Source organism: Lentzea californiensis (genome assembly GCF_024648825.1).
GTDB lineage: Bacteria > Actinomycetota > Actinomycetes > Mycobacteriales > Pseudonocardiaceae > Lentzea > Lentzea californiensis.
Genome location: NZ_JANBBE010000001.1, coordinates 448,355 through 474,198 on the forward strand (window position 1 = coordinate 448,355; position 25,844 = coordinate 474,198).

Genomic DNA, 25,844 nt, shown 5'->3' on the forward strand with positions numbered 1-25,844 from the left:
CTCAGATCTCCTTGACGTGCTCGAACGGTTCGGCGCAGGCGTGACAGCGGCGCAGGGCCTTGCACGCGGTCGAGCCGAACCGAGAAATCTCCGAGGTGTTGAGCGAACCGCACTGCGGGCACGCGACCTGGCGTGACGGCGGCACGAGGTTCAGCGGCACCGGACCCGCGACCGCCGGACCGATGCGGGACGGCGGCGCGATGCCGGCGGCGGCCAGCTTCGAACGGCCTTCGTCGCTGATCCAGTCCGTGGTCCAGGCCGGGGACAGCGACAGGCGCACCTCGACGTCCGAGTAGCCTGCGCCGACCAACGATCGGCGCAGGTCAGCACCCATCTCGTCGATCGCGGGGCAGCCGGAGTAGGTCGGGGTGATGGTGACGACGACGCGACCGTCCTCTTCGCGGACGTCGCGCAGCACGCCGAGGTCGGCGAGCGTGAGGACCGGGAGCTCCGGGTCCCGCACGGCCGACGCGACCTCCAGTGCCGTCGTCACCAGACCGCTCCCGGCAGCGAGCGGTGCAGGTGCTGCATCTCGGCGAGCAGGTAGCCCATGGCCTCGGTGTGCACGCCGTCGCGGCCCGCCATGCCCGCCACACGGGCGGCACGGGTGTCGGTGGGACGCGTGAGACCGGCGGCACTCAGCACCGCCTCCAGCACACCGTCCACTTCGGACCGCAGCGACGCGGGATCGACCGCGACACCGGCCAGCGCGACCTCGACCGCGTGCGTCGCGAACAGCTCGTCCACGAACGGCCACACGCGCTCAAGTCCAGCCTGCATGCGGCGGTGCGACTCGTCGGTGCCGTCACCGAGGCGAACGGTCCACTGGGCTGCGTGGTCGCGGTGGTAGGCGAGCTCTTTGAGGCCCTTCTCGGCGATCGCGGCGAGGACCGGGTCGGCCGAGCCGCGCAGGCGCGAGAACAGCGCGAGACGCCACGACGAGAACACCAGCAGGCGCGCGATCGTCGCCGCGAAGTCGCCACCGGGGCCGGGACCGCAGTCGATCTCGGCCAGGTGGACGTTGCGGAACTCGCGTTCGTCGCGCAGGTACGCCAGGGCGTCCTCGTCACGGCCGAGCACCTCACCGGCGCGCGTCAGCAGCATGCGGGCCTGGCCGAGCAGGTCCAGCGCGATGTTGGCGAGTGCGATGTCCTCTTCCAGCTCCGGAGCGCGCGAGCACCACTCCGAGAGGCGCTGCGAGAAGATCAACGCGTCGTCGCCGAGCATCAGGCAGTACGCGGCGAGGGCCTCGCGGTCGACGCCCGCGGGGAACTCGCGGTTGACGCCGGAGAGGGCCTCCGAGAAGCCCGTCCCGAACGCCCAGTGCGCGTCCTCGCCGCCCAGCAAGGACTCGTAGGCATTGTCGAAGCTCATAGGTGCGGCACGTCCTCGGGGATCGCGTAGAACGTCGGGTGCCGGTAGACCTTGTCCCCCGCGGGCGCGAAGAACGGGTCCTTCTCGTCCGGCGAGGAGGCGGTGATCTCCGTCGCGGGCACCACCCAGATCGACACGCCCTCGTTGCGACGCGTGTAGACGTCACGGGCGTTGCGCAGCGCCATCTCGGCGTCCGGCGCGTGCAGCGAACCGACGTGCACGTGGTTCAGCCCGCGCTTGCCGCGCACGAACACTTCCCACAGCGGCCAAGACGTGCTCACGCGGCACCTTCCTTACGTGCGTGCTTCGCGGCGTGCGCGGCCGCGGCTTCACGGACCCACGCACCGTCCTCGTGCGCCTTGCGGCGGTGGGCGATGCGCTGCTCGTTGCAGACGCCGCCACCCTTGACGACCTGCCAGAACTCGTCCCAGTCGGGCTGACCGAAGTCGTACTCGCCGCGGTCGGCGTTCCACTCGAGCTCGGGGTCCGGGAACGTCACGCCGAGCGCCTCGGCCTGCGGCATGCTCATGTTCACGAACTTCTGCCGCAGCTCGTCGTTGGTGTCGCGCTTGATCCGCCACGCCATGGACTGCTCGGTGTTCGTGGACTCGGCGTCCGGCGGGCCGAACATCATCAGCGCCGGCCACCACCAGCGGTTCACCGAGTCCTGGACCATGTCGCGCTGCTGCTGGGTGCCGCGCATCATCGTCATCAGGAGCTCGTAGCCCTGGCGCTGGTGGAACGACTCTTCCTTGCAGATGCGGATCATGGCGCGCGCGTACGGCCCGTAGGACGTGCGGCACAGCGGCACCTGGTTGCAGATCGCGGCGCCGTCGACCAGCCAGCCGATCACGCCGACGTCGGCGAACGTGAGCGTCGGGTAGTTGAAGATCGAGGAGTACTTCTGGCGGCCCTCGATGAGCTTGGTCGTCAGGTCCTCGCGGTCGGCGCCGAGCGTCTCGGTCGCCGAGTACAGGTAAAGGCCGTGTCCAGCTTCGTCCTGCACCTTGGCCAGCAGGATCGCCTTGCGCCGCAGCGAGGGCGCGCGGCTGATCCAGTTGCCCTCCGGCTGCATCCCGATGATCTCGGAGTGCGCGTGCTGGGCGATCTGCCTGATCAGGGTCTTGCGGTAGCCGTCGGGCATCCAGTCGCGCGGCTCGATGCGCGATTCGGACTGCACAGTGCGCTCGAAGCGCAGCTCCAGGTCATCCGCCATGCCTCGATGTTACACCCGAGTGCCGAATCTGCGTAGAACTGTCACAACCGCTGCGATGACGATCCAGACGGACACGAGGAAGGTTCCGACGGGAAGCAGGCTGAGCACCGCCGTCCGGCCGGCGACGCGCGTGAGTTCGGGGTTCGTCTGGTCGTACTCGACCCGCACGTTGTCCCCGACGTTGAGCCCCGCCGGGTACAGCACGCCCTGCGACGGGATGATCACGCGCCCGTCCGGTGTGGCGTAGCGCACAACGGTCCGGTTGAAGGACACGGAGTCGACCTGCGCGACCGCCTGCCCCATCGACCGCTCGATGGCCACGTCGTCACGCCAGCAGGCAATGGGCAGAAGCACGCACACGAGCGTGATCACCCCACCGACGACGAACAATGCTTTGCAGACCGCACGGCGGACGCGTACACCGCGGGGCGTCTTGGTCACTGCGTCCTCCACCACAACTGAGAAGTCTAGAGCCGGGCGGATGCCGCGCTTTCAGGTTGATGTCCATACAGTCGAAGCGTGACCTCAGCACCGACATCGCGAGAACGGCAGCGAATCCGCGTCCGGTCGAAGCGGGACACCGCCGGTGACCTGCTCGGACTGCTGCCGACCCCGGAGCACGCCCTGGCCTGGGTACGCGATGGGTCCGGCCTGGTCGGCTGGGGTGAGGCAGCTCGTCTGGAGGTCAGCGGCCCGGACCGGTTCGAGCAGGCCGACAAGTGGTGGCAGGAGTTCTGCGCACACCTCGACGTGGACGACGAACTGGGCGTGCCGGGCAGCGGCCCCGTGGCGTTCGTCTCGATGGCCTTCGCCGACGCACCGGGCAACTCGGTGCTGATCGTGCCCGAGGTCGTCGTCGGCCGGCGCAACGGCGAGCAATGGGTCACCACGATCGGCGCCTCAGACCCGGCGCCATACGTCGAACCTCTCTCGCGCCCATCCTCAGTGCGTTACGCGAACGGACAGCTGCCGGTCACGCAGTACCGCGAAGCCGTGCGCGAGGCCGTCGTGCGGATGCGCGCGGGCGACCTGGACAAGGTGGTGCTGGCACACGACCTCGTGGCGCTGACGGACAAGCCGCTGGACCAGCGGTTCGTGCTGCAGGGCCTCGCGCGGCGCTACCCGGAGTGCTGGGCCTACGCCGTCGACGGCCTGGTAGGCGCGACCCCCGAACTGCTGCTGCGCAGGACCGGCTCCGTCGTGGACTCGCGGGTGCTGGCCGGCACGACCTGGCCGCACGACGGCATCTCGGACGAGGAACTGGCCGCGGCACTGATGTCGTCGGAGAAGAACCTCGAAGAGCACGACTACGCGGTCCGCTCTCTCGCGGACACTCTTCGGCCGTTCTGCGCGACCATGTCGGTCGAGGGGCCTTCCGTGCTGCGGCTGCCCAACGTCTCGCACCTGTCTTCCGATGTGATCGGAACCCTCGAGTCCTCCACCTCGTTGCTGCACCTCGGCGAGGCCGTGCACCCGACCGCCGCCGTCGGCGGTACGCCACGGCTGGACGCGACCTGGCTGATCTCCCAGCTGGAGGGGATGGACCGCGGGCGGTACGCCGGGCCCGTCGGGTGGATCGACGGGAACGGCGACGGTGAGCTCGGGATCGCACTGCGGTGTGCGCAGCTCTCCGGGTCTACGGCTCGGCTGTTCGCCGGCTGCGGGCTGGTCGCCGACTCGGATCCCGACATCGAGGTGCAGGAAGCGCACGCCAAGATGCGGCCTATGCGTGAGGCCCTTGAAGGGCTTTAGCCACGAACTCCGCCTTGCCCTCCGTGTACGCCTCACGGTCGTGACCGGTTTGGTCGGCTAGTTGGCGTTTCAGGGCTTCGTACTCGTGCGCTAGTTCGGGGTTTTTTCTCAGGGCGTCGCGAAAGCGGATCTGGTCGGTCCACCGTTCGTGGCCTGCCTGGATCAGGTGCAGGTGGGCTTCTCGTCGTTGACCTGCCTGGTCTGGTTTGACGAAGAAGCGGCGCCACGGGCGGTTGTCGAGTTCTGGGGGCACGTAGGCCCAGCCGTGGGCGACGAGGAGTTCGGTCGCTTCGGTGTCGAGGCCGGTCATCGAGGCCATCAGGTCGATGACCGGTTTGGCGGCCAGGCCTGGGACGGCGGTCGATCCGACGTGTTCGATGCCGTCGACCAGCCAGGGCGCGAGCAACTCGGTCAGCCCGGCTGCCTCGGTCTGTGCGCGGACAGCCCATCGGGGATCGTGCGGGCGCACCTCTGCCCGCTCGTACGCCCAGGCCGGCGCTTCCTCTTTCACTGGACCTTGTCGAGAAACGCACGCCAGGCGGAGGTGCTGAAGGTCAGCACCTCACCGGCCTCGTTCTTCGAGTCACGAACTCGTGCATCCTGGGCGAGTGAGACCTCGACACACTCACCTTCCGGCGTGCCGTTGCTGTAGCTGCTCTTACGCCAAGCGCGGTCCTGGGGCATCGAGATCCTCTCGCGGCAGGTTGACGTACTCCGCCAGCTTCCTCCGCGATTGTTCCTCATCCAAGGCAACCTCGGCCAAACGATCGAAGATCAGTCTGGTCCGCGCTATAGCGCCTCGATCCTGCACGAACACCTGGGTCAGGTCGGTCTCGGTGTAGGCGATCGGCATCGCCTTGTCGTACTCCCAAAGCAGGATTCCGGCCGAGTTGACGAGCACGTCGGCAGACACGATCCGGACGATGTGCGCGTTGAACATCAGCTGGAGGTACTGATCCGCCATGACTTGGTCGTCGCCGAATCGCTGTTGCAGCGCCAGCTCATGGATGTAGAACAAGCAAGTCGGCCGATCGTGTTTCTTCAAAATTGCCTGGCGGTCCATCCGGGCCTGGACCAACGACGCAATCTGCTCTTCGAGGATCATCCCGGTCGCGCGGCAAAGGCACTCGGCATACCTCGATGTCTGCACGAGGCCGGGCACCGTGAGCGTGTTGTAGCTGAAGATCTTCGCGGCTGTGGACTCTGCCATCGCGACCGTGCGCAGGTTGCCTGGCAACTGCACGATGTACTCGTCGAAGGCGTTGCGGTAGCGGCGTTTGAAGTCCTCGAAGTAGTCGATGTCCTTGCCGCACATCGTCAGGAACTGGACCAGGTCGATCTCGCTGGGCCGGGCCTTGCCGTGCTCGATGGTCGAGACCTTGCTGGGGTCCCAGCCGAGGCGGGCGGCCACCTCGTGCCCCTTGAGATCGGTGCAGGTCTCGCGCAGTCGCCGCAGCTCATCGCCTAGATCCCGGCTGTACGCGGTGGATGGGGTGCTTTGGGCCATCCACCGAAGTTATGACTTGGAGTCGTTCCACGATACGGCTTCGTTCGGGTGAAAACGGATCAGCCGTGCGGCCCTCCGCTGACGTAGATGACCTGGCCCGTCACGTAGTCGGCGTCCTCCGCCGCGAAGAACAGCACCGCGCGTGCGATGTCGTGTGGCGTGCCGACGCGGCCTCGCGGGATCGACTTCCGCTGCACCTCGATGTGTTCGTCGAGCGTGCGGCCCGCACGGGCGGCGGACACCTTGGTCATCTCGGTCACCACCACGCCGGGGCCGATCGCGTTCACGGTGATGCCGAACGGGGCCAGGTCGAGGGCGGTGGCTCGGGTGAAGCCCTCCAGGCCCGCCTTGGCGGCGACGTAGTTGGCGCGGTCGTCGTCCACCAGCGCGGAGATGCTGGAGATGTTGACGACTCGGCCCCAGCCTGCGTCGCGCATGGCCGGCGCGGTGGCCTTGAGCATCAGGAAGCTGCCGCGGAGGTGGGTGTTCATCACGGCGTCCCAGTCGGCCAGCGGCATGTCGAGGACCATGTTGTCCCTGGCGAAGCCGGCGTTGTTGACCAGGATCTCGACCGGGCCCAGCTTCGCCGTCACCTCGTCCACGGCCTGGGTGACGGCGTCCGGGTCGCTGATGTCGGCCAGCACCGCCAGGGCTGTTCCGCCGGATTCCTCGATCTGGCCGACGACGGCGTGTGCGCGGTCGTTGACGTCGACCACGGCTACGTGATGGCCTTGAGCGGCCAAGGCTTTGGCTGTTCCTGCGCCGATTCCGGAACCGGCACCGGTGACGAGCGCGACACGAGTTTGCACTCGTTGATCGTGCCCGCCGTCGACGTTGTTGGCCACCGACTTCCCTGTCAGCCACCGATCACCGGCGGCGCGACCATCCGGTCGTCGTCGAAGTACTCGTCCGTGGGCACGAGGTAGTTCGACTTGTGTTCCTTGTCCTCTTCGCCGTTGCCTGCACCGGCACCCGCGCCACCTGCTCCGGCTGCACCTGCGGTACCGGCCCGGCCTGTACCGCTTGCGCCACCACGTGCGGTTCCTTCCGGACCGTGGGCGACTCCAGCGGCACCACCGGGATTCGAGGGGCCGAAGCTGCCGCGTCCTGCCGCCGACCCGGCGCCTCCAGCACTTCCGGCACCGAATCCGCCTGCGCCGCGACCGCCTGCGCCTGGTGCACCACGGCCCGCTCCGCCGGACCCGCCGCCGCCACGACCGGCGGCGCGCGGGTCGTTCGGCCTGAGGCCGGGTGGGATCAGGCCGGGACCGGGCGTGAACGGCTTGCGGTCGTTCGGATTGCCACCGTTGAGAAGCTGGTTGTTCCCCTGCGGGTTGGGCTGGGTGGCCAGCGGAGCGGCCCACGAGGGGTTGGTGGTGCCGTTGTTCAGGCCGGGGCTGCCCAGGTTGGCGGTGCCGGGAGTACCGGTACCTGGCGTGCCGACAGCCGGGGTGCCGATACCGGGGTTTCCGAACTGGGCAGGCGGATTCACGGAGTTCGTGGTGTGCGCGTAGGTCGTGCTGCTCGTCGTCGTGACGCCCTGGTCGCCATTGGGCAACTGCGGGGCTTCCTCGAACGTGGGCATCCCCGCGGCCGCGGCGGCGAGCGAGTCGTCCCGCTCCTGCATGACTCGCTCGGCCTCCTGCTTCGCGGCCTGCGACTTCTCCCGCTGTGCCAGCACCTCGAACGGTGCAGCCGCCATCTTGAACGGGTTGAGGCTGGTCGCCGCGTCCTTCAGCATCTGACCCGGGTTGTACGGAACCTCGGTCGGGAACTTGTTCTTCGTCGACTCCGCCGCTTCGACCTGCCGGTTGATGACCCCACTCGTGGCCGAGAACGACGTGGACAGCTGGTCGGTGAAGTTCCCGACCTTCGTCAGCGCCTGGGATGCCGCCGCGCCCGCAGTGCCGGTCCATCCCGCACGCAACCCGTTGACGACGGTGTTGAGCCCGACGGCGACGTTGACCAGCTCGTTCGAGATTGACTTCCACTCGGCCGCGATCTCACCCGCCAGACTCGGTTCGTTGCCGTCCATCGCCTGCTTGTGCATGGCGGAATGACTGTGTGCCGGATAGTTGGCGGTCGGCTGCGGAGCCTGCGGTCTCTCGTACGCCATCGGTCATCTCCCAGGAGGTTGGATCAGGGCAGCTTTGCGACGACGAAGTCAGCCGACTTTTGGGCGAGCTCGCAGGCTTTCGCTGGATTGCGGTTTGCAACGTCCGCGCTGGCGACCACCTGCACGCTGGACGACTCGCTCACCGAGATCACTACGTCACAGAGTCCGCTGTCCACTTTCGGCTTGGCGGTGAAACCGTCGTACTTTCCGACCTTCAAAGGACTCTTGTCGCTGCTCGCATAATCGAGACTCTCTGCGCCGATGGTGGCGTTCAGGGCGACGGTAAGTCCACCGGACTCGTTGCTCTCCCACTCGCACGTGTCCGCACCAGCCGCCCTGCGTGGTTCTGGCGAGCCGAGCCCGAGACCGCTCGCTTCACTACCAGTGACCAGTTCACAGGGCTTCAAGCCGGCGAGTGCTCCATTGCTCGACGAACTCGATGGCGCACTGGTCTGCGTCTGCGAGGTAGTACCGGGCTTGGCATCGCCGCCGGTGACACTGCTGCTGCACGCCGCGGTGAACAAGACCAGCCCTGCGACGGCGATTCGTGTGCGGTTCATGACTTCCTGTCAGAGTTGCTTGAACGTGCCGGACGTGCCCTCTTCCACGTTCCGGTAGGACTTGCGGCTCTTGTCCAACTGGGCCTTGAGTTCACGGATCGCCTCGATCAGGTCCGGAACCACCTTTTGGCTGGCCATCTCACCGATCGCTTTGTTGAAATTTCCAACTTCGTCGGCGCAGCCGCCACCCAAGGGGGTCTTGCTGCCAAGAATCCTCGACCGCCGACGGATCTTCTCCAGCACGGCCTCGAAGTCGGTCAGCTTCTTGATCGCGCTGTCGACGGCCTCCGGATCGTGCTGGAGCGCACCTGCCTCGGAGGCGGCTTGCACCGACTTGGCCGCGGCCATGATCGTACTGACGCCACCGGTCATCATGCCCATCAAGGGGCCACCGGACTGCGCGTAGTAGCGCTCCAAGGCATAGGCCTGGGCGCTTTCCTGTGCGCTGCTCTCACCGGTCACAGGTTCGCTCCCCCACGTGCACTGCGATCTATCGTTTGACCGTAAAGCAAGTTGGCCGGGGAGCGGATCAGTACGACTACTTACACCCATTTGAACTAACGAACAGCACCCGATCCAGGGTGGAACGTCACGAGCCGTGCAGGCCACGAAGGTGGCTTGCACGGCTCGTTGAAAAGCGAGTTACTTGTGGGCGTCCAGCAGTTCGTGCGTCAGCTTGATCTTGGCGCGCGACTTCGGTTCCGCCGCGACCGACAGCGACTTCGACGCCACGTCGGCCGAACGGCCGGGGGCCTGTGCCGGCTTGCCCTTGGTGAACAGCCACGTCTGGAAGACCTGGTCGAGCTGCTGACCGGAGACCCGCTCCGCCAGCGCGGCGAACTCCTCGATGGTGGCGTCCGAGTACTTCTTCTCGGCGGCCCAGGTCTTCAGGATCTCGAAGAACTTCTCGTCGCCGACTGCCACGCGCAGGGCGTGCACGGCCAGCGCGCCGCGGTCGTAGACGGCGCCGTCGAACACGTTCGACGCGCCGGGGTCGCCGGGCAGGACCTGCCAGAACGGGTCGTCGGCCGGGTAGGAGTCGTAGACGAAGTCGGCGTTCTCCTGTGCCGTGCCCTCACCGACGTGCTCGGACCACAGGAACTCGGCGTAGGAGGCGAAGCCCTCGTTCAGCCAGATGTCCCGCCAGTGGTGGACCGACACGGAGTCGCCGAACCACTGGTGGGCGATCTCGTGCGCCACGACGTAGGTGTTGGCGCCGCGCCGGAAGAACGCGTCGTCGTAGTTCGAGCGGGTCTGGTTCTCCAGCGCGTAGCCGAGGTCCGGCGTCACGACGCCGCCCTGCGCTTCGAACGGGTACGGGCCGAAGTTGTCCGCCAGGAACTCGGTGACCTCGGGCGTGCGCTCGACGCTCGCCTTGGCCGCGTCGGCGTGTTCGCCGAGGCGCTCGGAGTACGCGTTGAACGACGGCTGGCCCGACGGGGTGGTCGACTGGCGGATCTCGAACTGGCCGATCGTCAGGAACGTCAGGTAGGTCGCCTGCGGCTTGGTGCTGCGCCAGTTCCAGCGGGTGTAGCCGTTGATCTGGCGGGTCTGGCCGACGAACGTGCCGTTCGAGATCGCCTCGACGCCGTTCGGGACGGCGACGTTGACGTCGAAGGTGGCCTTGTCGGTCGGGTGGTCGTTGGACGGGTACCACCACGCCGAGATCTCCGGCTCGCCGATGGCCAGGGCGCCGTCGGGGGTCTTCGTCCACGCCGTGAAGCCGTTGCGGTCCTTCACGGTGGAGGGCGAGTCTGCGTAGGTGACGACGATCGTCAGGTCCTGGCCCTTGCGGACGCCGCCGCGCGGGGTGAGCGTGAGCTCGCCGTTGTCGGAGACGAACGAGGAAGGCACGTTGTTGACCCGGACCGACTTCACCTTGAGCAGGAAGTCCAGGTTGAACTGCGTGAGGTCCTGCGTGGCCTTGGCCAGGATGGTCGTGGTGCCCGAGAGCTGGTCGCCGTTCGGGTTGTAGTTGAGCCTGATGTCGTAGTGGGAGACGTCGTACCCGCCGTTCCCGTAGGTCGGGAAGTACGGGTCGCCGACGCCGGGAGCGCCTGGAGACGCCGCCAGCGCCGTCCCCGCGAAGAGCGTCATCGCGGCCGCGGACGCCACCGCGGCCGTCGCCTTGGTTCTGATCGACATGCGGCGGACGCTATCCAGACGATCAAGAACGAGCCACCGACTTACGTATGTTTCCTATCTGCTGAAAACGTTTGACACAGTCGCCTTCAGACGCTGGTGCAACGCGCGCAGTTCGTCACGTTTTGCCTGCACTTCGACCACTTGGAGGCCCTTCGGTGACGCAATCGCGCTACGGAACTCCTCCTGGTCGTCCACTGTGGAGTGCGGAATTCGGTAGCCCGCGCACAAAGCGGTCAGATCAGTCCCGTGCGGAGTGCCGAAAATCCTCTCGAAACTTCCGCCGTACTCCGGGGCGCCTTGTTCCAGCAAAGAGAAAATCCCGCCCCCGTCGTCATTGAGAACGACGATCGTGAGGTCCGGCAGGCGGTCGGCGAGCAGGCCGTTGCTGTCGTGCAGGAACGTCAGGTCGCCCATCAGCGCGTACGCGGGGCCCTCGTGCTGCCAGGCGAGCCCGATGGCCGTGGACACGCTCCCATCGATGCCGGCGGCGCCGCGGTTGGCGTGCACGACGACGTCCGAGCGGCGTTCGGACGCGAAGTCGACGTCCCGGATCGGGTTCGACGAGCCCACGAACAGCAGCGAACCGGACGGCATCGCCTGCACCAGGTCGCGCGCGACGTGCAGGCCGGTCGGCCACGGCGCGGCGTCCAGCAGGTCGTCGACGGCCACGCTGACGCTCTTCACCGCGCTCTGCCACGCCTGCAGCCACTCGCCGTCGAGCGCGGCGGGCTCCGGCAGCCAGGTGGAGGCCCGCGTGGCGGTGAACGGCACGTCCGGCCACTGGGCCTGGTCGCCCACGGCGTGCACGATTGGAGCGGCTCCAAGCAGGGTCTGCTGACCCCTCGACAGGGTGACGCGGCCGACGACGAGCACCGCGTCGGGCCGCAGGTGCTCCGGCAGGCCCGCGTTGAGCAGCAACGACCCGTGCCGCAGGCCACCGGGCGCGGTCGGCTCGGCGATCACCGGCCAGCCGAGCCGCGAGGCCTCCAGCAGCCGTTCCGGGCGGTCGTCACCGAGCAGCACCAGCGTGCGCGCGGGCAGCGTGGAGGGCCGCGTCTCGACGGTGAACGTGCGGTCCGTCTCCGTCCACGCGCCGCGGTCCGAGGAGGGCCACTGGTCGTCGGACGGCGTCAGAGGCGGCCGGAAGGGCACGTTGACGTGCGACGGACCGTCCGTGGCGACGGCACGGCAGATCAACGACCTCGTCACGGCCTCGCCGGCGCCCTCGGGCATGTGCAGCGTCGGGATGCCGAGGACGTCGTGCTGGTTGATCGTCTGACTGGAGCCGGTGCGGTAGAGGTCGACCGGGCGGTCCGCGGTCAGCGCGATCAGCGGCACGTTCGTCAGCTGCGCCTCGATGACGGCCGGGTGCAGGTTCGCGACGGCGGTGCCGCTCGTGCACGTCACCACGGCCGGCTCACCGGTCTTCGCGAGGCCCAGAGCGAGGAATCCGCCGCTGCGCTCGTCGATGCGCACGTGCACCGTGAGCAGGCCTTTTTGCTCGGCCTGGTGCAGCGCGAACGACAGCGGGGCGTTGCGCGAACCGGGGCACAGGACGACGTGACGCACGCCGTTGCGCACCAGCTCGTCGACGATCACCCTCGCCTGCGTCGTGGACGGGTTCATCCCCCAATTGTCACCGGAGCGCGCTGAGAGGTCGCCCGCTGGTCTCAGGAGCGGAAGCTTAGAGTCTGGTGCGTGGCAGATCAGGAGCTCTTCGACCCGTCGTTGTGGAAGCCGATCGAGGGCTTCGACTTCACCGACATCACGTACCACCGCGCGCTCGACCAGGGCACCGTCCGCATCGCGTTCAACCGGCCCGAGGTGCGCAACGCGTTCCGGCCGCACACGGTGGACGAGCTGTACCGGGCGCTGGACCACGCGCGGATGTCGTCCGACGTCGGGTGCGTGCTGCTGACCGGCAACGGCCCCAGCCCCAAGGACGGCGGCTGGGCCTTCTGCAGTGGCGGTGACCAGCGGATCCGCGGTCGCAGCGGCTACCAGTACGCCTCCGGTGAGACGGCCGAGAGCGTCGACCCGGCGCGCGCGGGGCGGTTGCACATCCTGGAGTGCCAGCGGCTGATCAGGTTCATGCCGAAGGTCGTCATCGCGGTCGTACCGGGGTGGGCCGCGGGTGGCGGTCACAGCCTGCACGTCGTGTGCGACCTCACGATCGCGAGCGCCGAGCACGCCAAGTTCAAGCAGACCGACGCGGACGTCGGCTCGTTCGACGGCGGCTACGGGTCGGCCTACCTCGCCCGGCAGGTCGGGCAGAAGTTCGCCCGCGAGATCTTCTTCCTCGGCCGCACGTACTCCGCCGAGGACATGTACAAGATGGGCGCGGTCAACGAGGTCGTGCCGCACGCCGAGCTCGAGACGACGGCGCTGGAGTGGGCCCGTGAGATCAACGGCAAGTCGCCGACCGCCCAGCGGATGCTGAAGTACGCGTTCAACCTGATCGACGACGGCCTGGTCGGGCAGCAGATCTTCGCCGGCGAGACGACGCGGCTCGCGTACATGACCGACGAGGCGGTCGAGGGCCGTGACTCGTTCCTGGAGAAGCGCGCCCCTGACTGGTCGAACTACCCGTACTACTTCTGAGCAGGTGCCCGTGCTCGACGAACTGCGCGCGGCGCTGGCCGGCGGCGAACCCCTGGTCGACGGCCCGCTCGACGGCTGGGAGAAGCGGGCCGTGCTCGGCGTGCCGACCTCCGGTTCGACGGGCGAGCCGAAGACCGTGCTGCTCGGCGCGGACGCGCTGACGACGTCCGCGGAGGCCACGCACGAGCGGCTGGGCGGCCCCGGCACGTGGCTGCTGGCGTTGCCGACCGGCCACATCGCCGGGGTGCAGGTGCTGGTGCGGTCGATCGTCGCCGGCACCACGCCGGGTGTGCTCGACCTGTCGGCCGGATTCCGCGCCATGGGTTTCGCGCAGGCCGCGAAGCCGGTGCTGGCCCAGCCGGGACGCCACTACACGGCGCTCGTGCCGACCCAGCTCTCCCGGCTCGTCGTGGGCGAGGGGCCCGGTCTGGAGGCGCTGCGGCAGTTCGACGGCGTGTTGATCGGCGGTGCCGCCACCCCGCCGACGCTGTTGCAGCAGGCGCGCGCTCTGGGCGTGCAGGTCGTCACGACGTACGGCATGAGCGAGACGTCCGGCGGGTGCGTGTACGACGGCGAACCGCTGCGGGACGTCTCGTTGCGCACCGACGACGTGATCGAGATCAGCGGGCCGGTGCTGGCGCTGGGGTACCGCGGCAGCGCGGAGCCGTTCGGCGAGTGGTTCCGCACAGGGGACCTGGGGCGGCTGCGCGACGGGCGGCTAGAAGTGCTGGGACGCGCTGACGACGTGATCGTCACGGGCGGCGAGAAAGTCCCTCCGGTGCTGGTGGAACGGGCTCTGGCGACCGTCGAGGGCGTGCTGGAGGCGTGTGTGGTCGGTGTGCCGGACGACGAGTGGGGCCAGGTCGTCGCCGCGGTTGTCGTCGCACGCGGGGTGGAGCCTTCGGTCGACGAGCTGAGGGCCGCGGTCGTCGAGGCCGTGGGACGGGCGGCGGCGCCGAAGCTGGTGCGGTTCGTGCACGAGCTGCCGTTGCGCGGGCCCGGCAAGGTCGACCGAACCGCTGTCTCCGACCTCTTTAGGTGAACCTTTACCGCTGAGGACAACCCTCGCCGCGAAGCGCGCGGAAACTCTGACCGCGCGCGTTAGCGATGGGGGTTTCTTCATGCGCTACCTGTTACCGCTGGTCGCGGGCGCCGCTCTGGTGGCCGGACTGGCGTCTCCCGCCCAGGCGGCCCCTGCCTCGAACGAGTGGACCGCCGACGTCGGCGGCCGTGCCGTCACGTGGGGCGGTTCCCCGCGCACGGGTCTGATCGAGCTCGGCTCGCACAGACTCGCCCAGCCCGCCAACGCGGTCACGGCGGCGGTGACCGGCGATGGTGTCGTGGACGTGCGCGGCCTGCGCGCGGACGGTCAGTGGACCGAGTGGCTGGAGGCGCCGGCGACGTTGCCGGTGACCACGTCCACCATCGAGACCCGCGTGGTTCTGAGCATTGGCAAGGCATCGCGCGTGAAGCTGACCGCGACGCAGGCGCCCGCGACCGTGGCCGCGGACGACGTTTCCGCTGCCGCGGCTGGACGTTCGTACCGGGTGTACGCAACGCGGGAGGGGCTCGTCGGTGGCACCACGGCGAACGGGCACGTGATCCGTTCACGCGACCACTTCGTGGCACTGCCGTCGCGGCGTGGCCTGGCGGGCAAGAACTCCGGCAACTACAGCGTGCAGGTGTGCGCGTCGAACGGCCGTTGCGAATGGGCGCCCGTGTGGGACGTCGGCCCCTGGAACACCAAGGACGACTACTGGAACCCGGCCGCGACCCGGGAGATGTGGAAGGACCTGCCGCAGGGCAAGCCCGAGGCGCAGGCCGCGTACGAGAACAACTACAACGGCGGCAAGGACCAGTTCGGGCGTGAGGTCGCGAACCCGGCGGGCATCGACCTCGCCGACGGCACGTTCTGGGACGGCCTGAAGCTCACCAACAACGCGTGGGTGACCGTCACGTACCTGTGGACCGGTTCCGGTCCTGTCGGGACGGTCCGCACCGCCGACGCCGCCGGCACGGTGAACGTCCGCAGCGGTGCGACGTCCACGGCGTCGCAGGTCGGCATCGCCGCGAACTACGCGCAGGTCAGGGTGACCTGCCAGCTCACCGGCCAGTCGGTGACCGGCACGCAGGGCACGTCGAACGTCTGGTACCGCATCGCGTCCGGCAAGCACGTCGCGAAGGCGTACGTGGCGGGCGTCTCAGGCGCCACTGCCTGCTGATACACCGTTGCCTGAATTGTGAGCGAGTGTGAGTCCGCTGTGTTCAGACAGCCGTCGCCTTACGGCGTCGGCGTTGACCCGCACCGATCGGTGCGGGTCTTCCCGTGGCAGTACCCGTTGCCCGCGCAGCGCGGGTCTTACGCAGGTTTCCAGCGGGCTCGTTTACCGTCGCCCCGCAACTCGGGGAGGACGTCTCGCGGCACGCGAGCGCGGCGAGGTTACGCGCGGCGTTGAGATCACGGTCCAGGACCAGACCACACGCGTCGCAGCGGTACACGCGTTCGGACAGGCGCAGTTTGGCTTTCACCACGCCACAGGCCGAGCACGTCTTGGAGCTGGGATACCACCGGTCGGCGACGTGCACGCGCACGCCCGCCCATCCGGCCTTGTACTCGATCTGGCGGCGCAGCTCGGCCATGCCGTCACCGGCGATGTGCCGGGCCAGCCGGCGGTTGCGGGTCATGCCGGCCACGTTCAGGTCTTCGATCACGACCGTGCCGTGAGTGCGCACGAGCCGGGTGGACAGCGTGTGCAGCCCGTCGCGGCGGGCATTCGTGATCGCGGCGTGCAGTCGCGCGATGCGCGCCTGGGTCTTTCGCCACCGGGCGGAGGGTTCCCGGCGGGTGCGCCGGTGCGGGCCTGTGCGGCGCGCGGCTCGGCGTTGCAGGCGACGCAACTCCCGCTGGGCGGTCTCCAGGTGCCGCGGGTTCGGGATGATCTCGCCGGTCGACAGCACGGCCAGGGACGTCACGCCCAGGTCGACACCCACCACGCTCTCCGGCCGGGTGGGCGCGGGGCCGGCGCGGGTGATCTCCACGGAAAACGACACGAACCACCGACCGGCCCGGAAGGAGACGGTCGCCGAGCGGATGCGCGCGGTACCGCGCTCGACGTGCCGGGCGAGCTTGCGGGTCGACTCGTGGGTGCGGACCACGCCGATACGGGGCAGCTTCACGTGCCGCCGATCGTCGGCGAGGCCGAACGTGCCGGTGGTGAACCGGCACGACAACCCGGACCGGCGGCCCTTGAACCGGGGGAACCGAACCCGTGGGCCGCGCCGCTTCCCGCTTGTGGAGCCGGCCCAGTTGCCCAGCGCGGCCGCGAGGTTGGCCAGACCGGACGAGTAGGCCTCCTTCGAGTTCTCGGCCCACCACGGCGCGACCTCGTCCTTGGTCTGGTTCCAGTCCTTACGCAGGTTGTAGGCCGACCACGACACCGGCGGGGTGAGTTGATCGCCGGGGATGTCGTAGGTCTTCTCGGCGGCACGCTGGTCCAGATTCGCCTTGATCCGCGCCACACCCCAGTCGAACGCATACCGCTGCGCACCACAATGCGACCGCAGAGCCGCCTGCTGCCCCGCGGTCGGATCGAGTGCGAACCGATACGCCTGGATCACCGTGACCATCTCATCGGCACCGTAGCGGCCGACACCGACAACACCGCCCTGGCCCTGCCCCACGGACTCACACAACGAACCCCTTGGCCGGGTCCTCAGGAGCCGTACCGGAAGATGTGGGGCATGGCCTCAGTCGTCCAGTGGATCCAGGGGACCCGCCCCCGCACGCTGCCGAACTCGATCGCCCCGGTGGTCGTGGGAGCCGCTGCGGCGCACCACATCGACGAGTTCAACGTGCTCTTCACGGTGCTCGCGCTGATCGTGTCGGTGGCGTTCCAGGTCGGCGTGAACTACGCGAACGACTACTCCGACGGCATCCGCGGCACGGACGACAACCGGGTGGGGCCGTTCCGGCTGACGGGGTCCGGTGCGGCCGAGGCGTCGAAGGTGCGGCTGGCGGCGTTCATCGCGCTCGGCGTGGGGGCGCTGGCCGGTGTCGTACTGGTGGTGTTGTCCGGGTTCTGGTGGCTGCTCGCGTTCGGCGCCGTGTGCATGCTCGGAGCGTGGTTCTACACGGGCGGCAAGCGTCCGTACGGCTACGCGGGCCTCGGCGAGATCGCGGTGTTCCTCTTCTTCGGCCCGGCCGCGGTGCTGGGCACGCTGTACGTGCAGACCGGCGAGATCACCGGCATCGGCATCGGGGGGTCCATCGCGATGGGGTCGATCTCGGCCGCGGTGCTGGTGGCGAACAACCTGCGCGACATCCCGACGGACGCCGTGTCGGGCAAGCGGACCCTGGCCGTGGTGCTGGGCGACAAGGACACGCGCAGGCTGTACCTGGCGCTGGTGGCGGTGCCGTTCCTGATCGCGCTGGGCATGGTCGTGCGGGTGCCGTACGCGTTGCTCGGGTTCCTCGCGGCGCCGGTGCTGCTGCCCGCCGTGCGGCGGGTGGCCGCCGGGCGGGGCGGCCGTGACCTGATCCCGGTGCTGCAGTTCACCGGGATCGCGATGCTGGCCTGGGCAGTGCTGGTCAGCGCCGGGCTGGTGCTGGACTGAGTCCGGTCACCAGGCGTCCTCGGTGAACTGCACGGGCTCGTCGTCGTCCGTTCGCGCGGGCCTGCGCGGAGGTGGCGGCGGAGCGGTCTCGCCCTTGATCAGCTCGTCCAGCCTGGCGCGGTCGGCTTCGAGCGCCTGGCGCACCAGCGGGTCGTGGCCCGCCTCGCCCGTGAGGACCTGACGCCAGCTCAAGCCTGCGCCGCGCGCGATCCGGTCCGCGAGCTGACGCATCGCCGGTGAGGCATCGCCGGACTTGGCGAACTGCATCACCCTGCGGATGTCCTCAGTGGACGGTTCCTTGCCCCTGAGCCCCTGCTGGGCGGTCCGCATCGCGCGGTCCGCCTCGGCGACAGCACTGCTCAGGAAGTCCTCCGCCGCCAGGACGTCCGGTGTCCGCCAGGCCGTCATCACCACTTGTCCTCCGTGAAGATGTCGGGGTCGAGCTGGTCGCCGTCGTCGTCGGGACCCCTGCGCGGCCGCTGGGCCTCCATGATCTCCTCGGCGGTCATGCCCTCCTGCAGCATCTGGAACGCCTGCTTCATCTTGTTGACGTTCTCCTGCTGCATGGCCTGCACGTCGGGGTCCTGCGCCGCCTTGCCGGAGACGACGTCCTCCCAGGTGAACTCACCCGCGTCCACCTTGCGCTTCAACGCTTTGAGCTGTTCGGGCGCGTCCCGCTCCTGCGCGGCGCGTTCGACCTGCTGGGCGATCGCCTTGAAGTCGACGGGCGGGACGGGCGGCAGCGGCGTCTCCTTGAGGCGGTTCGCGAGGTCCTGCGCCTCCTTGAAACGCGCGTCGACCTGCGCCTCGGCCGCCCGCAGCTCCGCGGGCTTCCAGCTGTCGTTCGGCGTGGTCATCTCAGTTCTCCCTCGCGAAGAGCCCGCGCTGGATCGGCCTGGCGTCACCGCGGATGTCACTCACCTCGTTGCGCTGAGCGAGGGTGCGCCACTGCCGGAAGTCTACTTCGGACAGACCGAGCCGCTGGGCGGTTTCGTAGTTCTCGCCGACGAAGTGCAGCACGGCCTGTTCGCCGAAGACGCCGACGATCTCGAACTCCGCGCCCCGGTACGTGCAGAGCGTGCGGACCAGCTGGAAGTCCTCCACGACCGCGTCCGGCACCTCGAGGAACTGGGCGCCGCCATCCTCGGTGAAGTCCGGCGGCGCGGGCTGCCCGGCGAGCGGGTGCAGGAGAACGCTGCCGGGCGCCGGGCCGAAGTCGACGTCGAAGTCCTGGCCCCGGTACCTGCCGATCAGTCCACGACGGACGGTCGGCCGGTGCGGAACCGGTGCCTGCCAGTACCTCCCGGGCCCGAAGCCGACGTCACCGGTCGGGATCCAGCCGGTCTGGCGGTGGACGTACTTGCCGACGCTGCGGCCGGTGCCGTCCGGTTCGAAGCGCCAGAGCTCCGTGCCCGCCGGGAGTTCGGCGAGTTCCATGACGTACTCGGGGACGGGGTTGGCGCTCGGCGTGTACCCCGTGCCGGTGAACGGCAGCGGGTAGACGCGGGTGGTGCCCATCTTCTGCGCGCCGTCGAGCGTCGGACCGCCGAAGCTCGTGTCGAAGAGCTCGGTGGTGTGCGCCAGGAAGCGCAGCAGGTACTGCGTGCCCGCCGGCCAGTCCGCGACCTTGTCGACGCCGAACACCTCGGCGAACTGGTCGGAGGTGCCCTGCGGGAAGTCCTGCCCGCGCGTCACGAACCCGGCGGCCCGGTGCGGCTCGAACTTGCCGGGCACCACGACGTTGCCCAGGTAGAGCTGCGCGATCGCGGGGTGGACGATCTTCTGCAGGATCGTCTCCGGCCCGATGCCGGCCGCCTTGCGCACGGCCTGAGGGGTGCTCATCCCGGGTTCTTCTCCTTCCACCGCGCCAGGAAGTCGGTGCGGTCGACCTGCACGTCCGCGAGCTCGCCGACGTCGAGCGTGGCCGTGTAGCCGTTGTACTGGTCGCCTTCGAGCCCGTTCTGCGCGGCCCACACGTACTCGCCGCCCGCGTACCCGGCCTCGGCCTTGCCGCCGTCCGTCCTGACGACGTTGAACGGCTGCCCGCGCCAGGTGGCCTTCATCGTGTCGCGGTACCAGGCGTCGAGGTCGGTGACGGCCACCGTCTTGAGCTCACGGTTGCCGTAGGTCTGGAAGCCCTCGGCGTTGGCGTAGGTGACGCCCGGGATCTTGCGGATCCAGACGCCGTCGCCCTCGCTGCCCGCGAAGTAGACCTCGCCGCGGTACTCGGCCATCTCCTGGGAGTAGTGGGTCATCAGAGCTTCGTCCAGCCGAACTTGCGGTCGTACACGGCGTGCAGTTTCTCAGTTCCGTCCGCGTTGACCTGCCAGATCTCGGCACGATCGGGCAACGGTGTGCCGCCGTCCACGCGCCACTCCGGCATGCCGCCCATCGTGGACCCGGTGCCGGTGAACGGGTCGTAGCCGTCGTAGACCGTCGCCGAACCGCCGGCCGCCGCCATCTGCTTCTGCGACGCCTCGTAGTGCGCCTGCTCCTGCGGCGACTGGTACTCGCCCTCCTGGCGCGGCCCGAACTGGGCGAAGTCGGGGACGTCCTTCTTCGGCCCGCCGAACGGCACGTTGTGCGCGCCCGCGTTCTGGTCGGTGATCTCGTAGCGGAGCTGCATCGCGTTCGGCGCGCCCTCGGGGATGGGCGTCCAGCCCTTGCCCTTGTCGTCGAGCGCGAGACCGTCCCGCAGGCCCTGCGGCGTGTTGACGTCGACCACGTCCTGGCCGCGGGCGATCGAGCCGCCCATCTGGTTCTGCCAGGTCTCCTTCTGGCTGCCGGGCGCGTGCGGCTGGTCGGGCAGGTAGGTGCTGAGGGCGCCCTGGTTGAGGGCCTTGGTGACGATGTCGCCGGTGTCGACCTTGATCTGGTTGCGGACGTCGGCCACGTGCTGGGCCTCGTCCGCGCTCAGGTCGGTGGACAGGCGCTGGCTCAGCTCGACGTAGCGGTCGCGGTCGGCCTGGTTGGGCAGCATCTGGTCGAGCTGGTGCTGGTAGCCCTGGCCCTGCGCGGCCATCGCGGCGGCGTCGAAGTGGCCCTTGAGGTCCGGGCCGGTGGGAGGCGGCGGGTTGCTGCCGCCGTCGCCATCGCCGTTGCGGCCGGGGGTGGCGTCGTCGTTGCCGGGCTTGGGGTCGGTGTCGGCGCCGGCCGGGATGTTGTCGCGGTCGGGCTGGGGGTCGTGGGGCCTGACGTCCTCGGCACCGCTCGCGTCCGTGTCGTGCGGCTTGGCGTCGTCGCGCGTGTCGGTGTCGTGGGGCTTGGCGTCGCTGTCGTGGGGCTTGGTGTCAGCGTCGTGCGGCTTCGGGTCGGCGTCGTGCGGCCTGGTGCTGTCCGGTGCGTCGTGGGGCTTGGTGTCCGTCGCCCCGTTGGGCGTGGTGTCGTGGGGACGCGTGCCGCCGTCGGCCGGAGTGCCGCCGTCGTGGGGACGCGGGGGCGACGAGTCGGACGGCGTGGTGCCGGACGGCGTCGAGTGGTCCGGGCCCGTGGTGGGGCTCGGGTGGCCGGGAGGCGACGGCAGGCCACCACCCGCGCTCGGGGCCGGGTGCCCAGGAGGCGAGGGCAGGCCGCCACCCGCACTCGGGGTCGAGTGACCGGGAGGCGACGGGAGGCCGCCGCCGGTGTTGGTGGGAGCCGGGGCCGTTGCCGTGCCGGAGCCGGCGCTCGCGTGTTCGGGTGGCGTCGGGAGGCCGCTGCCACCGCCGGGCGTCGGGTGGGTGCCGGAGTTCGGCGGGGTCGGCAGTCCCGAACCGCCGGAGTGCGTTCCCGCGGAACCCGGAGCCGGGTGCGAGCCCGGGGTCGGCTGCGTGGTGCCTGGGGTCGGCTGCGTGCCGGGCGTCGGCTGCGTGCCGGGCGTCGAGTGCGAGCCGGGCGTCGAGTGCGTGCCTGCGGAACCTGGGTGGCTGCCCGAGGTGCCGGGGCCGGACGGCGGCGTGGGCAGGCCCGAGCCGGGACGGGTGCCGGCGGGCGGCGTTCCTTGGCTGGGCGGGGTGGGGAGACCTGAGCCGCTACCGGGAGGCGTCGGCAGGCCGGTGGGCTTGGGGGTGCCGGTCGGGGCGCCGGCGCTGGGGAACGCCGGGACGCCGCCGGCGCCTGGGCGGGAGCCGGAGCTCCTGGTCTGGTCGCCGCCGCCTGCGCCTGGCGCCATGGGAGCGCCCATCGGCATCGCGCCGCCCATGGGGGTCTGGTGGGACGACGGTGGTGCTGCGGCGGGGGCCGCGCCTGCCGTGTGCGTGATGTCCGGGCGGATCGGACCGCCCGGCGAGCCGGAGGGGCCTCCTGCCGGAGCGCCGCCCGAGCCGGTGCCGGGCATGGCGGTCGGAGCGCCACCCCCGCCTCCGCCCATCGAGGGCGGGGCCGACGTGGCGGGACCTGCGGTGGCTGCCGCGTGGGTGGTGGCCGGGGCGTCCGTGGAGGTGGGCAGGGTCGGCGTGGCGGCCACCGGGGCGCCGCCGGGTGCCACCGCGGAGACGGCGGCGGGTTTGGTGTCCTCCGCGCCGCCCGGCGGGGTGTTGATCTCGCGGACCTTCGAGCCGATGTCGTTGCCGCGGTCGGCGATCTCGGTGGCCGACTCCTTGATGGACGAGAAGTCGTCGTGGATGTCGTTGACGGCGTTGCGGACGTCGCGGCCCGCCTCGGCCACCTCCTGGGTGGCGTTCATGGCCTCGGCCAGGGAGTCGGCGTCCTTCAGCTTGCCGATGGCGGAGAAGACGCGGCCGACGGCGTCGAAGAGCGCCTTCACGTCGGAGATCAGCTTCTGGACCGTGTCGATGATGTCCATGACGCGCCGGTAGATCTGGTACGCGTTCCAGACCATCTCGGCGGCCTTGATCCAGCCCGCCACCGGGATCCAGACGGTGGCGGCGGCTTCCAGCAGCTTGTTGACGAGGTAGTCCAGCAGGCGGGCGGCCTGCTTGCCGAGGGCCTCCGCGCCGGACGCGACGGTGTCGAAGCCCTTCGCGATCAGCTGGGCCACGCCCATCTCGGCGAGGAGTCCGGCCTTCCAGCCCAGCGCGATGTACTTCTCGTGGGCGCGGGCCGCGTCACCGTCCCAGTGGTCGCGCACCTTCCCCACGGCGTCGGTGAGGTTGTACGAGACGTCGTTCATGGCGTTGCCGACCATGCGCCACGCGTCGCCGTCGGCACGGATCTTCGACCAGTCGCCGGTGATCGGCGTGATGATCGCGGCGACCAGGCTCTCGCCGGTCACCGCCTCGAACACCCAGTTCACCGCCTGGACGCCCCAGCCCTGGTCGCGCAGGACGTCGTTGAGCGACGCCGTGTCGACCTCGGGCTGCTTGAGGGACGCGGCGACCGGTCGCGGGGGATGGTAGGCCGTCGTCACTTCAGCAGCCCTTCGAAGATCCGCCGCTGGAGGGCGTCGATGTCCTCGTAGGCCTTCGCCGTCGAGTCCACCGCCGTGGCCGCGCCCTCGAGCTTCGACTTGCCGAAGTCGAGCGACTCGTCGAACAGCGCCCGCACGACGTCCACGCCCGGCTGCAGCAACGAGAGCAGGCCCGTGAAGCCCGCCTTGTCGCACGCCGTGGTGTGGACGTACTTGCGGATCGTGTCGAACTCTTGGGCCTCGGTGCGCAGGTACTCGGCGTACGCGCGCAGTTCGGCCGCGTCGGTGAACAGCGACGTCACAGCGTCCCCCCTGCGGACTCAGGTGCTCAGGTCACGCTGTGACGCACAGCTCTCGTCACCAGTTCCCCGTGCGGTGGAAGTTGTTCAGGCGTTCCAGGCACGGGGCGAGGTGCATGCCCTGTGCCGATACCCATGTGTCGTCGTAGTAGGTGTTCGCGTAACGCTCGCCGCCGTCGCACAGCAGGGTCACCACGCTCCCGCGGGTGCGGGACTGCCGCATCTCGGCCACGATCTGGAACGCTCCCCAGAGGTTCGTGCCGGTGGATCCGCCGACCCGGCGGCCGAGCAGGTCCTCGACGTACCGGATCGTCGCGACGGACGCCGCGTCCGGGACCTTGATCATCCGGTCGATCACCTCGCCGATGAACGACGGCTCCACCCGCGGCCGTCCGATGCCCTCGATGCCGGAACCCCTCGTGGCCACCAGGTCGCGGTTGCCGTCGCGCCACGCGTCGAAGAAGACGGAGTGCTCGGGGTCGACGACGGCCAGGCGCGTGTTCAGCTTCTGGTAGTGGACGTACCGGCCGATCGTGGCGGACGTGCCGCCCGTGCCCGCGCCGACGACGATCCAGTCGGGGGTGGGCGACGGCTCCAGCTTCATCTGCTCGAAGATCGACTCGGCGATGTTGTTGTTGCCCCGCCAGTCCGTCGCGCGCTCGGCGTGCGTGAACTGGTCCATGAAGTGCCCGCCGAGCTCAGCCGCCAGCCGGCGCGACTCGTCGTAGAGCGCCGACGGCTCGTCGATGAAGTGGCATTTGCCGCCCTGGCGTTCGATCAGCGCGACCTTCTCCGCCGAGGTCGAGCGGGGCATCACCGCGATGAACGGCAGCCCCAGCAGCCGCGCGAAGTACGCCTCGGACACCGCCGTCGAACCGGAGGAGGCCTCGATCACGGGTGTGCCACCGGTGATCCAGCCGTTGCAGATCGCGTAGAGGAACAACGAGCGCGCCAACCGGTGCTTCAACGACCCGGTGGGGTGCGTCGACTCGTCCTTCAGGTAGAGGTCGATGCCCCACTCGAGCGGCAACGGGTAACGCAGGAGGTGCGTGTCAGCGCTGCGGTTCGCGTCCGCCTCGATGATCCCGACGGCCTCGCACACCCAGTGCCTGGTCCTGCTGCAAACGCGGTCAACGGAGGTACTCACAGCCGCACGATAACCGCGCGAACGGCCTATGCCTGGGTGAGAGGACCTTCGTCACCACGCAGTTCGGAGCGCAGCTTGTCGCGCTCGGCCTTGCGCGCCGCCTGGTGCTCGCCCAGCCCGGTCGCGACCCGCTGCCGCAGCCCCTTGAAGATGAACAGCGAAGCCGGCAACGCCACGACAACGGCCACGGCGAGGGCGGGCAGCAAAGGAACCTTGACCAACATGAGCGCGCCCATCACCACGACCACGAGGCCGAGGCGGGCGAGGACGTAGAGCGTCACATCACGAGCGAGCACCCGTTCAGGTTACGTCGCCTTCTTCGTCACCGGTGTTCGGGCGCCCTTCGAACCGTGTGGAAAGCACCACGGTCGTACGCGTGCGGGCCACGCCGGGGATGCGCCGCAACCGCCCGAGAGCACGCTCCAGGTCGTCCACCGTCGACACCCTGACCTTCACGATGAACGACTCGTCGCCCGCCACCCGGTAGCAGGACTCGACCTCGTGGAGCTCGGCCAGCGCGACCGCGACCTCGTTGTCGTCCGCGATGTCGGTGGGGTGGATGCCGATCAGAGCGGTCACGCCCAGGCCGACCGCGCTGGGGTCGACGACCGCGTGGTACCCGACGATCACGCCGCTGGACTCGAGCTTGCCGACCCGCTCGTGCACGGCGGACGCGGACAGCCCGACCTGCCTGCCGAGGTCTGCGTACGTGGCCCGTCCGTTGGCCCGCAGGGCGGCGATGATCTGCCGATCAAGAGCATCCACCCGCGACACCCTATGCCTCACGCGTACACGCACGTATCAGCGGTCACACAAGCCTGTCCGAATCGCCCCTGTCGTCCCTTACTACCTCTTTACCAAACAACAAGCGTTCGAGTACCTGATGGGTCAGATGCCACGATCAGCCCGGAACGTCTGATCTGAGGAGGACGCGTGACTGCAGCCACCGAGCGGCTCTTGACGCCTGGGGAAGTCGCCAATCTGTTCCGGGTCGACCCGAAGACCGTGACCCGATGGGCCACTGCGGGTCGCATCGGCTCGATCCGCACCCCTGGAGGACATCGCAGGTTCCGTGAGACCGAGGTGAAGGCCCTGCTGTCGGAGCTCACGACCGAGGCAACTGAACCCGTCCGCCACTGAAACCGTATTACCCCTGTGCCGCGGGT

General features: G+C 69.3%; 30 protein-coding genes. 6 read left to right on the plus strand and 24 right to left on the minus strand.

Annotation, left to right across the window (positions count from 1 at the left end; genetic code table 11):
- Position 1: 1 nt before the first annotated feature.
- Genes paaD through LX88_RS02420 form a run of 5 tightly spaced genes read right to left on the minus strand, consistent with a single transcriptional unit; the run spans position 2 to position 3,031 of the window.
- Positions 2–493, minus strand: a complete 492-nt coding sequence (gene paaD, locus LX88_RS02400) for a 1,2-phenylacetyl-CoA epoxidase subunit PaaD (protein ID WP_258946224.1) — start codon at positions 491–493, stop codon at positions 2–4.
- Entirely contained in the window at positions 490–1,374 is an 885-nt protein-coding gene (paaC, locus tag LX88_RS02405) for a 1,2-phenylacetyl-CoA epoxidase subunit PaaC (protein WP_090065944.1), read from the minus strand. Before paaC ends, paaD begins: the two co-directional genes overlap by 4 nt.
- Positions 1,371–1,655, minus strand: coding sequence for a 1,2-phenylacetyl-CoA epoxidase subunit PaaB (gene paaB / locus LX88_RS02410; protein ID WP_090065945.1), 285 nt, complete (start codon positions 1,653–1,655; stop codon positions 1,371–1,373). Before paaB ends, paaC begins: the two co-directional genes overlap by 4 nt.
- Positions 1,652–2,590, minus strand: coding sequence for a 1,2-phenylacetyl-CoA epoxidase subunit PaaA (gene paaA, locus LX88_RS02415; protein WP_258946225.1), 939 nt, complete (start codon positions 2,588–2,590; stop codon positions 1,652–1,654). The genes paaB and paaA overlap by 4 nt, the downstream gene beginning before the upstream one ends.
- Positions 2,591–2,599: 9 nt before the next feature.
- Positions 2,600–3,031 carry a DUF3592 domain-containing protein gene (locus tag LX88_RS02420; RefSeq protein ID WP_258946226.1) on the minus strand — a complete coding sequence of 144 codons (432 nt, stop codon included), beginning with the start codon at positions 3,029–3,031 and terminating at the stop codon, positions 2,600–2,602.
- Positions 3,032–3,109: 78 nt separating this feature from the next.
- On the opposite strand from LX88_RS02420, the gene LX88_RS02425 reads away from it, so the two are divergent.
- Complete coding sequence (locus LX88_RS02425; protein WP_258946227.1) at positions 3,110–4,342, plus strand: isochorismate synthase; 1,233 nt, start codon at positions 3,110–3,112, stop codon at positions 4,340–4,342.
- Here LX88_RS02425 and LX88_RS02430 read toward each other — a convergent pair.
- From LX88_RS02430 to menD, 9 genes are all read right to left on the minus strand, one after another.
- Entirely contained in the window at positions 4,314–4,853 is a 540-nt protein-coding gene (locus tag LX88_RS02430; RefSeq protein ID WP_258946228.1) for a GrpB family protein, read from the minus strand. The genes LX88_RS02425 and LX88_RS02430 overlap by 29 nt on opposite strands.
- On the minus strand, positions 4,850–5,086 hold the full coding sequence (locus LX88_RS02435) for a DUF397 domain-containing protein (protein WP_307789464.1): 237 nt from the start codon (positions 5,084–5,086) through the stop codon (positions 4,850–4,852). The genes LX88_RS02430 and LX88_RS02435 overlap by 4 nt, the downstream gene beginning before the upstream one ends.
- Positions 5,001–5,849: a helix-turn-helix domain-containing protein gene (locus LX88_RS02440; RefSeq protein ID WP_258946230.1), complete on the minus strand. Its 849-nt coding sequence runs from the start codon at positions 5,847–5,849 to the stop codon at positions 5,001–5,003. Before LX88_RS02440 ends, LX88_RS02435 begins: the two co-directional genes overlap by 86 nt.
- A 59-nt stretch (positions 5,850–5,908) precedes the next feature.
- On the minus strand, positions 5,909–6,694 hold the full coding sequence (locus LX88_RS02445) for an SDR family NAD(P)-dependent oxidoreductase (protein ID WP_308203416.1): 786 nt from the start codon (positions 6,692–6,694) through the stop codon (positions 5,909–5,911).
- Between the two features lie 11 nt (positions 6,695–6,705).
- A complete protein-coding gene (locus tag LX88_RS02450; protein ID WP_258946232.1) occupies positions 6,706–7,965 on the minus strand; it encodes a hypothetical protein in 1,260 nt (419 codons plus the stop codon).
- Between the two features lie 23 nt (positions 7,966–7,988).
- Positions 7,989–8,525, minus strand: a complete 537-nt coding sequence (locus tag LX88_RS02455; protein ID WP_258946233.1) for a DUF3558 family protein — start codon at positions 8,523–8,525, stop codon at positions 7,989–7,991.
- A gap of 9 nt (positions 8,526–8,534) precedes the next feature.
- Positions 8,535–8,987: a hypothetical protein gene (locus tag LX88_RS02460; RefSeq protein WP_258946234.1), complete on the minus strand. Its 453-nt coding sequence runs from the start codon at positions 8,985–8,987 to the stop codon at positions 8,535–8,537.
- Positions 8,988–9,167: 180 nt separating this feature from the next.
- Positions 9,168–10,670: a M1 family metallopeptidase gene (locus LX88_RS02465; RefSeq protein WP_258946235.1), complete on the minus strand. Its 1,503-nt coding sequence runs from the start codon at positions 10,668–10,670 to the stop codon at positions 9,168–9,170.
- A gap of 54 nt (positions 10,671–10,724) precedes the next feature.
- Complete coding sequence (gene menD, locus LX88_RS02470; protein ID WP_258946236.1) at positions 10,725–12,296, minus strand: 2-succinyl-5-enolpyruvyl-6-hydroxy-3-cyclohexene-1-carboxylic-acid synthase; 1,572 nt, start codon at positions 12,294–12,296, stop codon at positions 10,725–10,727.
- A gap of 72 nt (positions 12,297–12,368) precedes the next feature.
- Between menD and LX88_RS02475 the strand changes: the two genes are divergently transcribed.
- The 3 genes from LX88_RS02475 to LX88_RS02485 all read left to right on the plus strand — a co-directional run bounded on the left by LX88_RS02475 (position 12,369) and on the right by LX88_RS02485 (position 15,493).
- On the plus strand, positions 12,369–13,271 hold the full coding sequence (locus tag LX88_RS02475) for a 1,4-dihydroxy-2-naphthoyl-CoA synthase (protein ID WP_090065956.1): 903 nt from the start codon (positions 12,369–12,371) through the stop codon (positions 13,269–13,271).
- Between the two features lie 4 nt (positions 13,272–13,275).
- A complete protein-coding gene (gene menE, locus LX88_RS02480; RefSeq protein WP_258946237.1) occupies positions 13,276–14,313 on the plus strand; it encodes an o-succinylbenzoate--CoA ligase in 1,038 nt (345 codons plus the stop codon).
- Between the two features lie 79 nt (positions 14,314–14,392).
- Entirely contained in the window at positions 14,393–15,493 is a 1,101-nt protein-coding gene (locus LX88_RS02485) for a DUF8814 domain-containing protein (protein WP_258946238.1), read from the plus strand.
- A gap of 43 nt (positions 15,494–15,536) precedes the next feature.
- Here the strand turns inward: LX88_RS02485 and tnpB are convergent, their stop codons facing one another.
- Complete coding sequence (gene tnpB, locus LX88_RS02490; RefSeq protein WP_258946239.1) at positions 15,537–16,964, minus strand: IS607 family element RNA-guided endonuclease TnpB; 1,428 nt, start codon at positions 16,962–16,964, stop codon at positions 15,537–15,539.
- A 48-nt stretch (positions 16,965–17,012) separates the two neighbouring features.
- Here tnpB and LX88_RS02495 point away from each other — a divergent pair, with 48 nt between their 5' ends.
- Entirely contained in the window at positions 17,013–17,885 is an 873-nt protein-coding gene (locus tag LX88_RS02495) for a 1,4-dihydroxy-2-naphthoate polyprenyltransferase (protein WP_258946240.1), read from the plus strand.
- Positions 17,886–17,891: 6 nt separating this feature from the next.
- On the opposite strand, the gene LX88_RS02500 is transcribed toward LX88_RS02495, so the two are convergent.
- Genes LX88_RS02500 through LX88_RS02540 form a run of 9 tightly spaced genes read right to left on the minus strand, consistent with a single transcriptional unit; the run spans position 17,892 to position 25,443 of the window.
- Entirely contained in the window at positions 17,892–18,293 is a 402-nt protein-coding gene (locus LX88_RS02500; RefSeq protein WP_258946241.1) for a hypothetical protein, read from the minus strand.
- Positions 18,293–18,742, minus strand: coding sequence for a hypothetical protein (locus LX88_RS02505; protein ID WP_090065960.1), 450 nt, complete (start codon positions 18,740–18,742; stop codon positions 18,293–18,295). The genes LX88_RS02500 and LX88_RS02505 overlap by 1 nt, the downstream gene beginning before the upstream one ends.
- Before the next feature lies 1 nt (position 18,743).
- Positions 18,744–19,727 carry a hypothetical protein gene (locus tag LX88_RS02510; RefSeq protein ID WP_258946242.1) on the minus strand — a complete coding sequence of 328 codons (984 nt, stop codon included), beginning with the start codon at positions 19,725–19,727 and terminating at the stop codon, positions 18,744–18,746.
- Positions 19,724–20,140 carry a hypothetical protein gene (locus LX88_RS02515; RefSeq protein ID WP_258946243.1) on the minus strand — a complete coding sequence of 139 codons (417 nt, stop codon included), beginning with the start codon at positions 20,138–20,140 and terminating at the stop codon, positions 19,724–19,726. The genes LX88_RS02510 and LX88_RS02515 overlap by 4 nt, the downstream gene beginning before the upstream one ends.
- Positions 20,140–23,232 (minus strand): phage tail family protein, encoded by a 3,093-nt coding sequence (locus tag LX88_RS02520; protein WP_258946244.1) that lies wholly within the window; start codon positions 23,230–23,232, stop codon positions 20,140–20,142. The genes LX88_RS02515 and LX88_RS02520 overlap by 1 nt, the downstream gene beginning before the upstream one ends.
- A complete protein-coding gene (locus LX88_RS02525; protein WP_258946245.1) occupies positions 23,229–23,534 on the minus strand; it encodes a hypothetical protein in 306 nt (101 codons plus the stop codon). The genes LX88_RS02520 and LX88_RS02525 overlap by 4 nt, the downstream gene beginning before the upstream one ends.
- A gap of 55 nt (positions 23,535–23,589) precedes the next feature.
- Positions 23,590–24,678 (minus strand): L-cysteine desulfhydrase Cds1, encoded by a 1,089-nt coding sequence (gene cds1 / locus LX88_RS02530; RefSeq protein WP_258946246.1) that lies wholly within the window; start codon positions 24,676–24,678, stop codon positions 23,590–23,592.
- Positions 24,679–24,704: 26 nt separating this feature from the next.
- The gene (locus LX88_RS02535) at positions 24,705–24,974 is read right to left on the minus strand and encodes a DUF4229 domain-containing protein (RefSeq protein ID WP_258946247.1); all 270 of its coding nucleotides are present in this window, start codon (positions 24,972–24,974) and stop codon (positions 24,705–24,707) included.
- Between the two features lie 4 nt (positions 24,975–24,978).
- A complete protein-coding gene (locus LX88_RS02540; protein WP_030478192.1) occupies positions 24,979–25,443 on the minus strand; it encodes an Lrp/AsnC family transcriptional regulator in 465 nt (154 codons plus the stop codon).
- Positions 25,444–25,611: 168 nt separating this feature from the next.
- Between LX88_RS02540 and LX88_RS02545 the strand changes: the two genes are divergently transcribed.
- A complete protein-coding gene (locus LX88_RS02545; RefSeq protein WP_030473853.1) occupies positions 25,612–25,818 on the plus strand; it encodes a BldC family transcriptional regulator in 207 nt (68 codons plus the stop codon).
- Positions 25,819–25,844 lie beyond the last annotated feature (26 nt).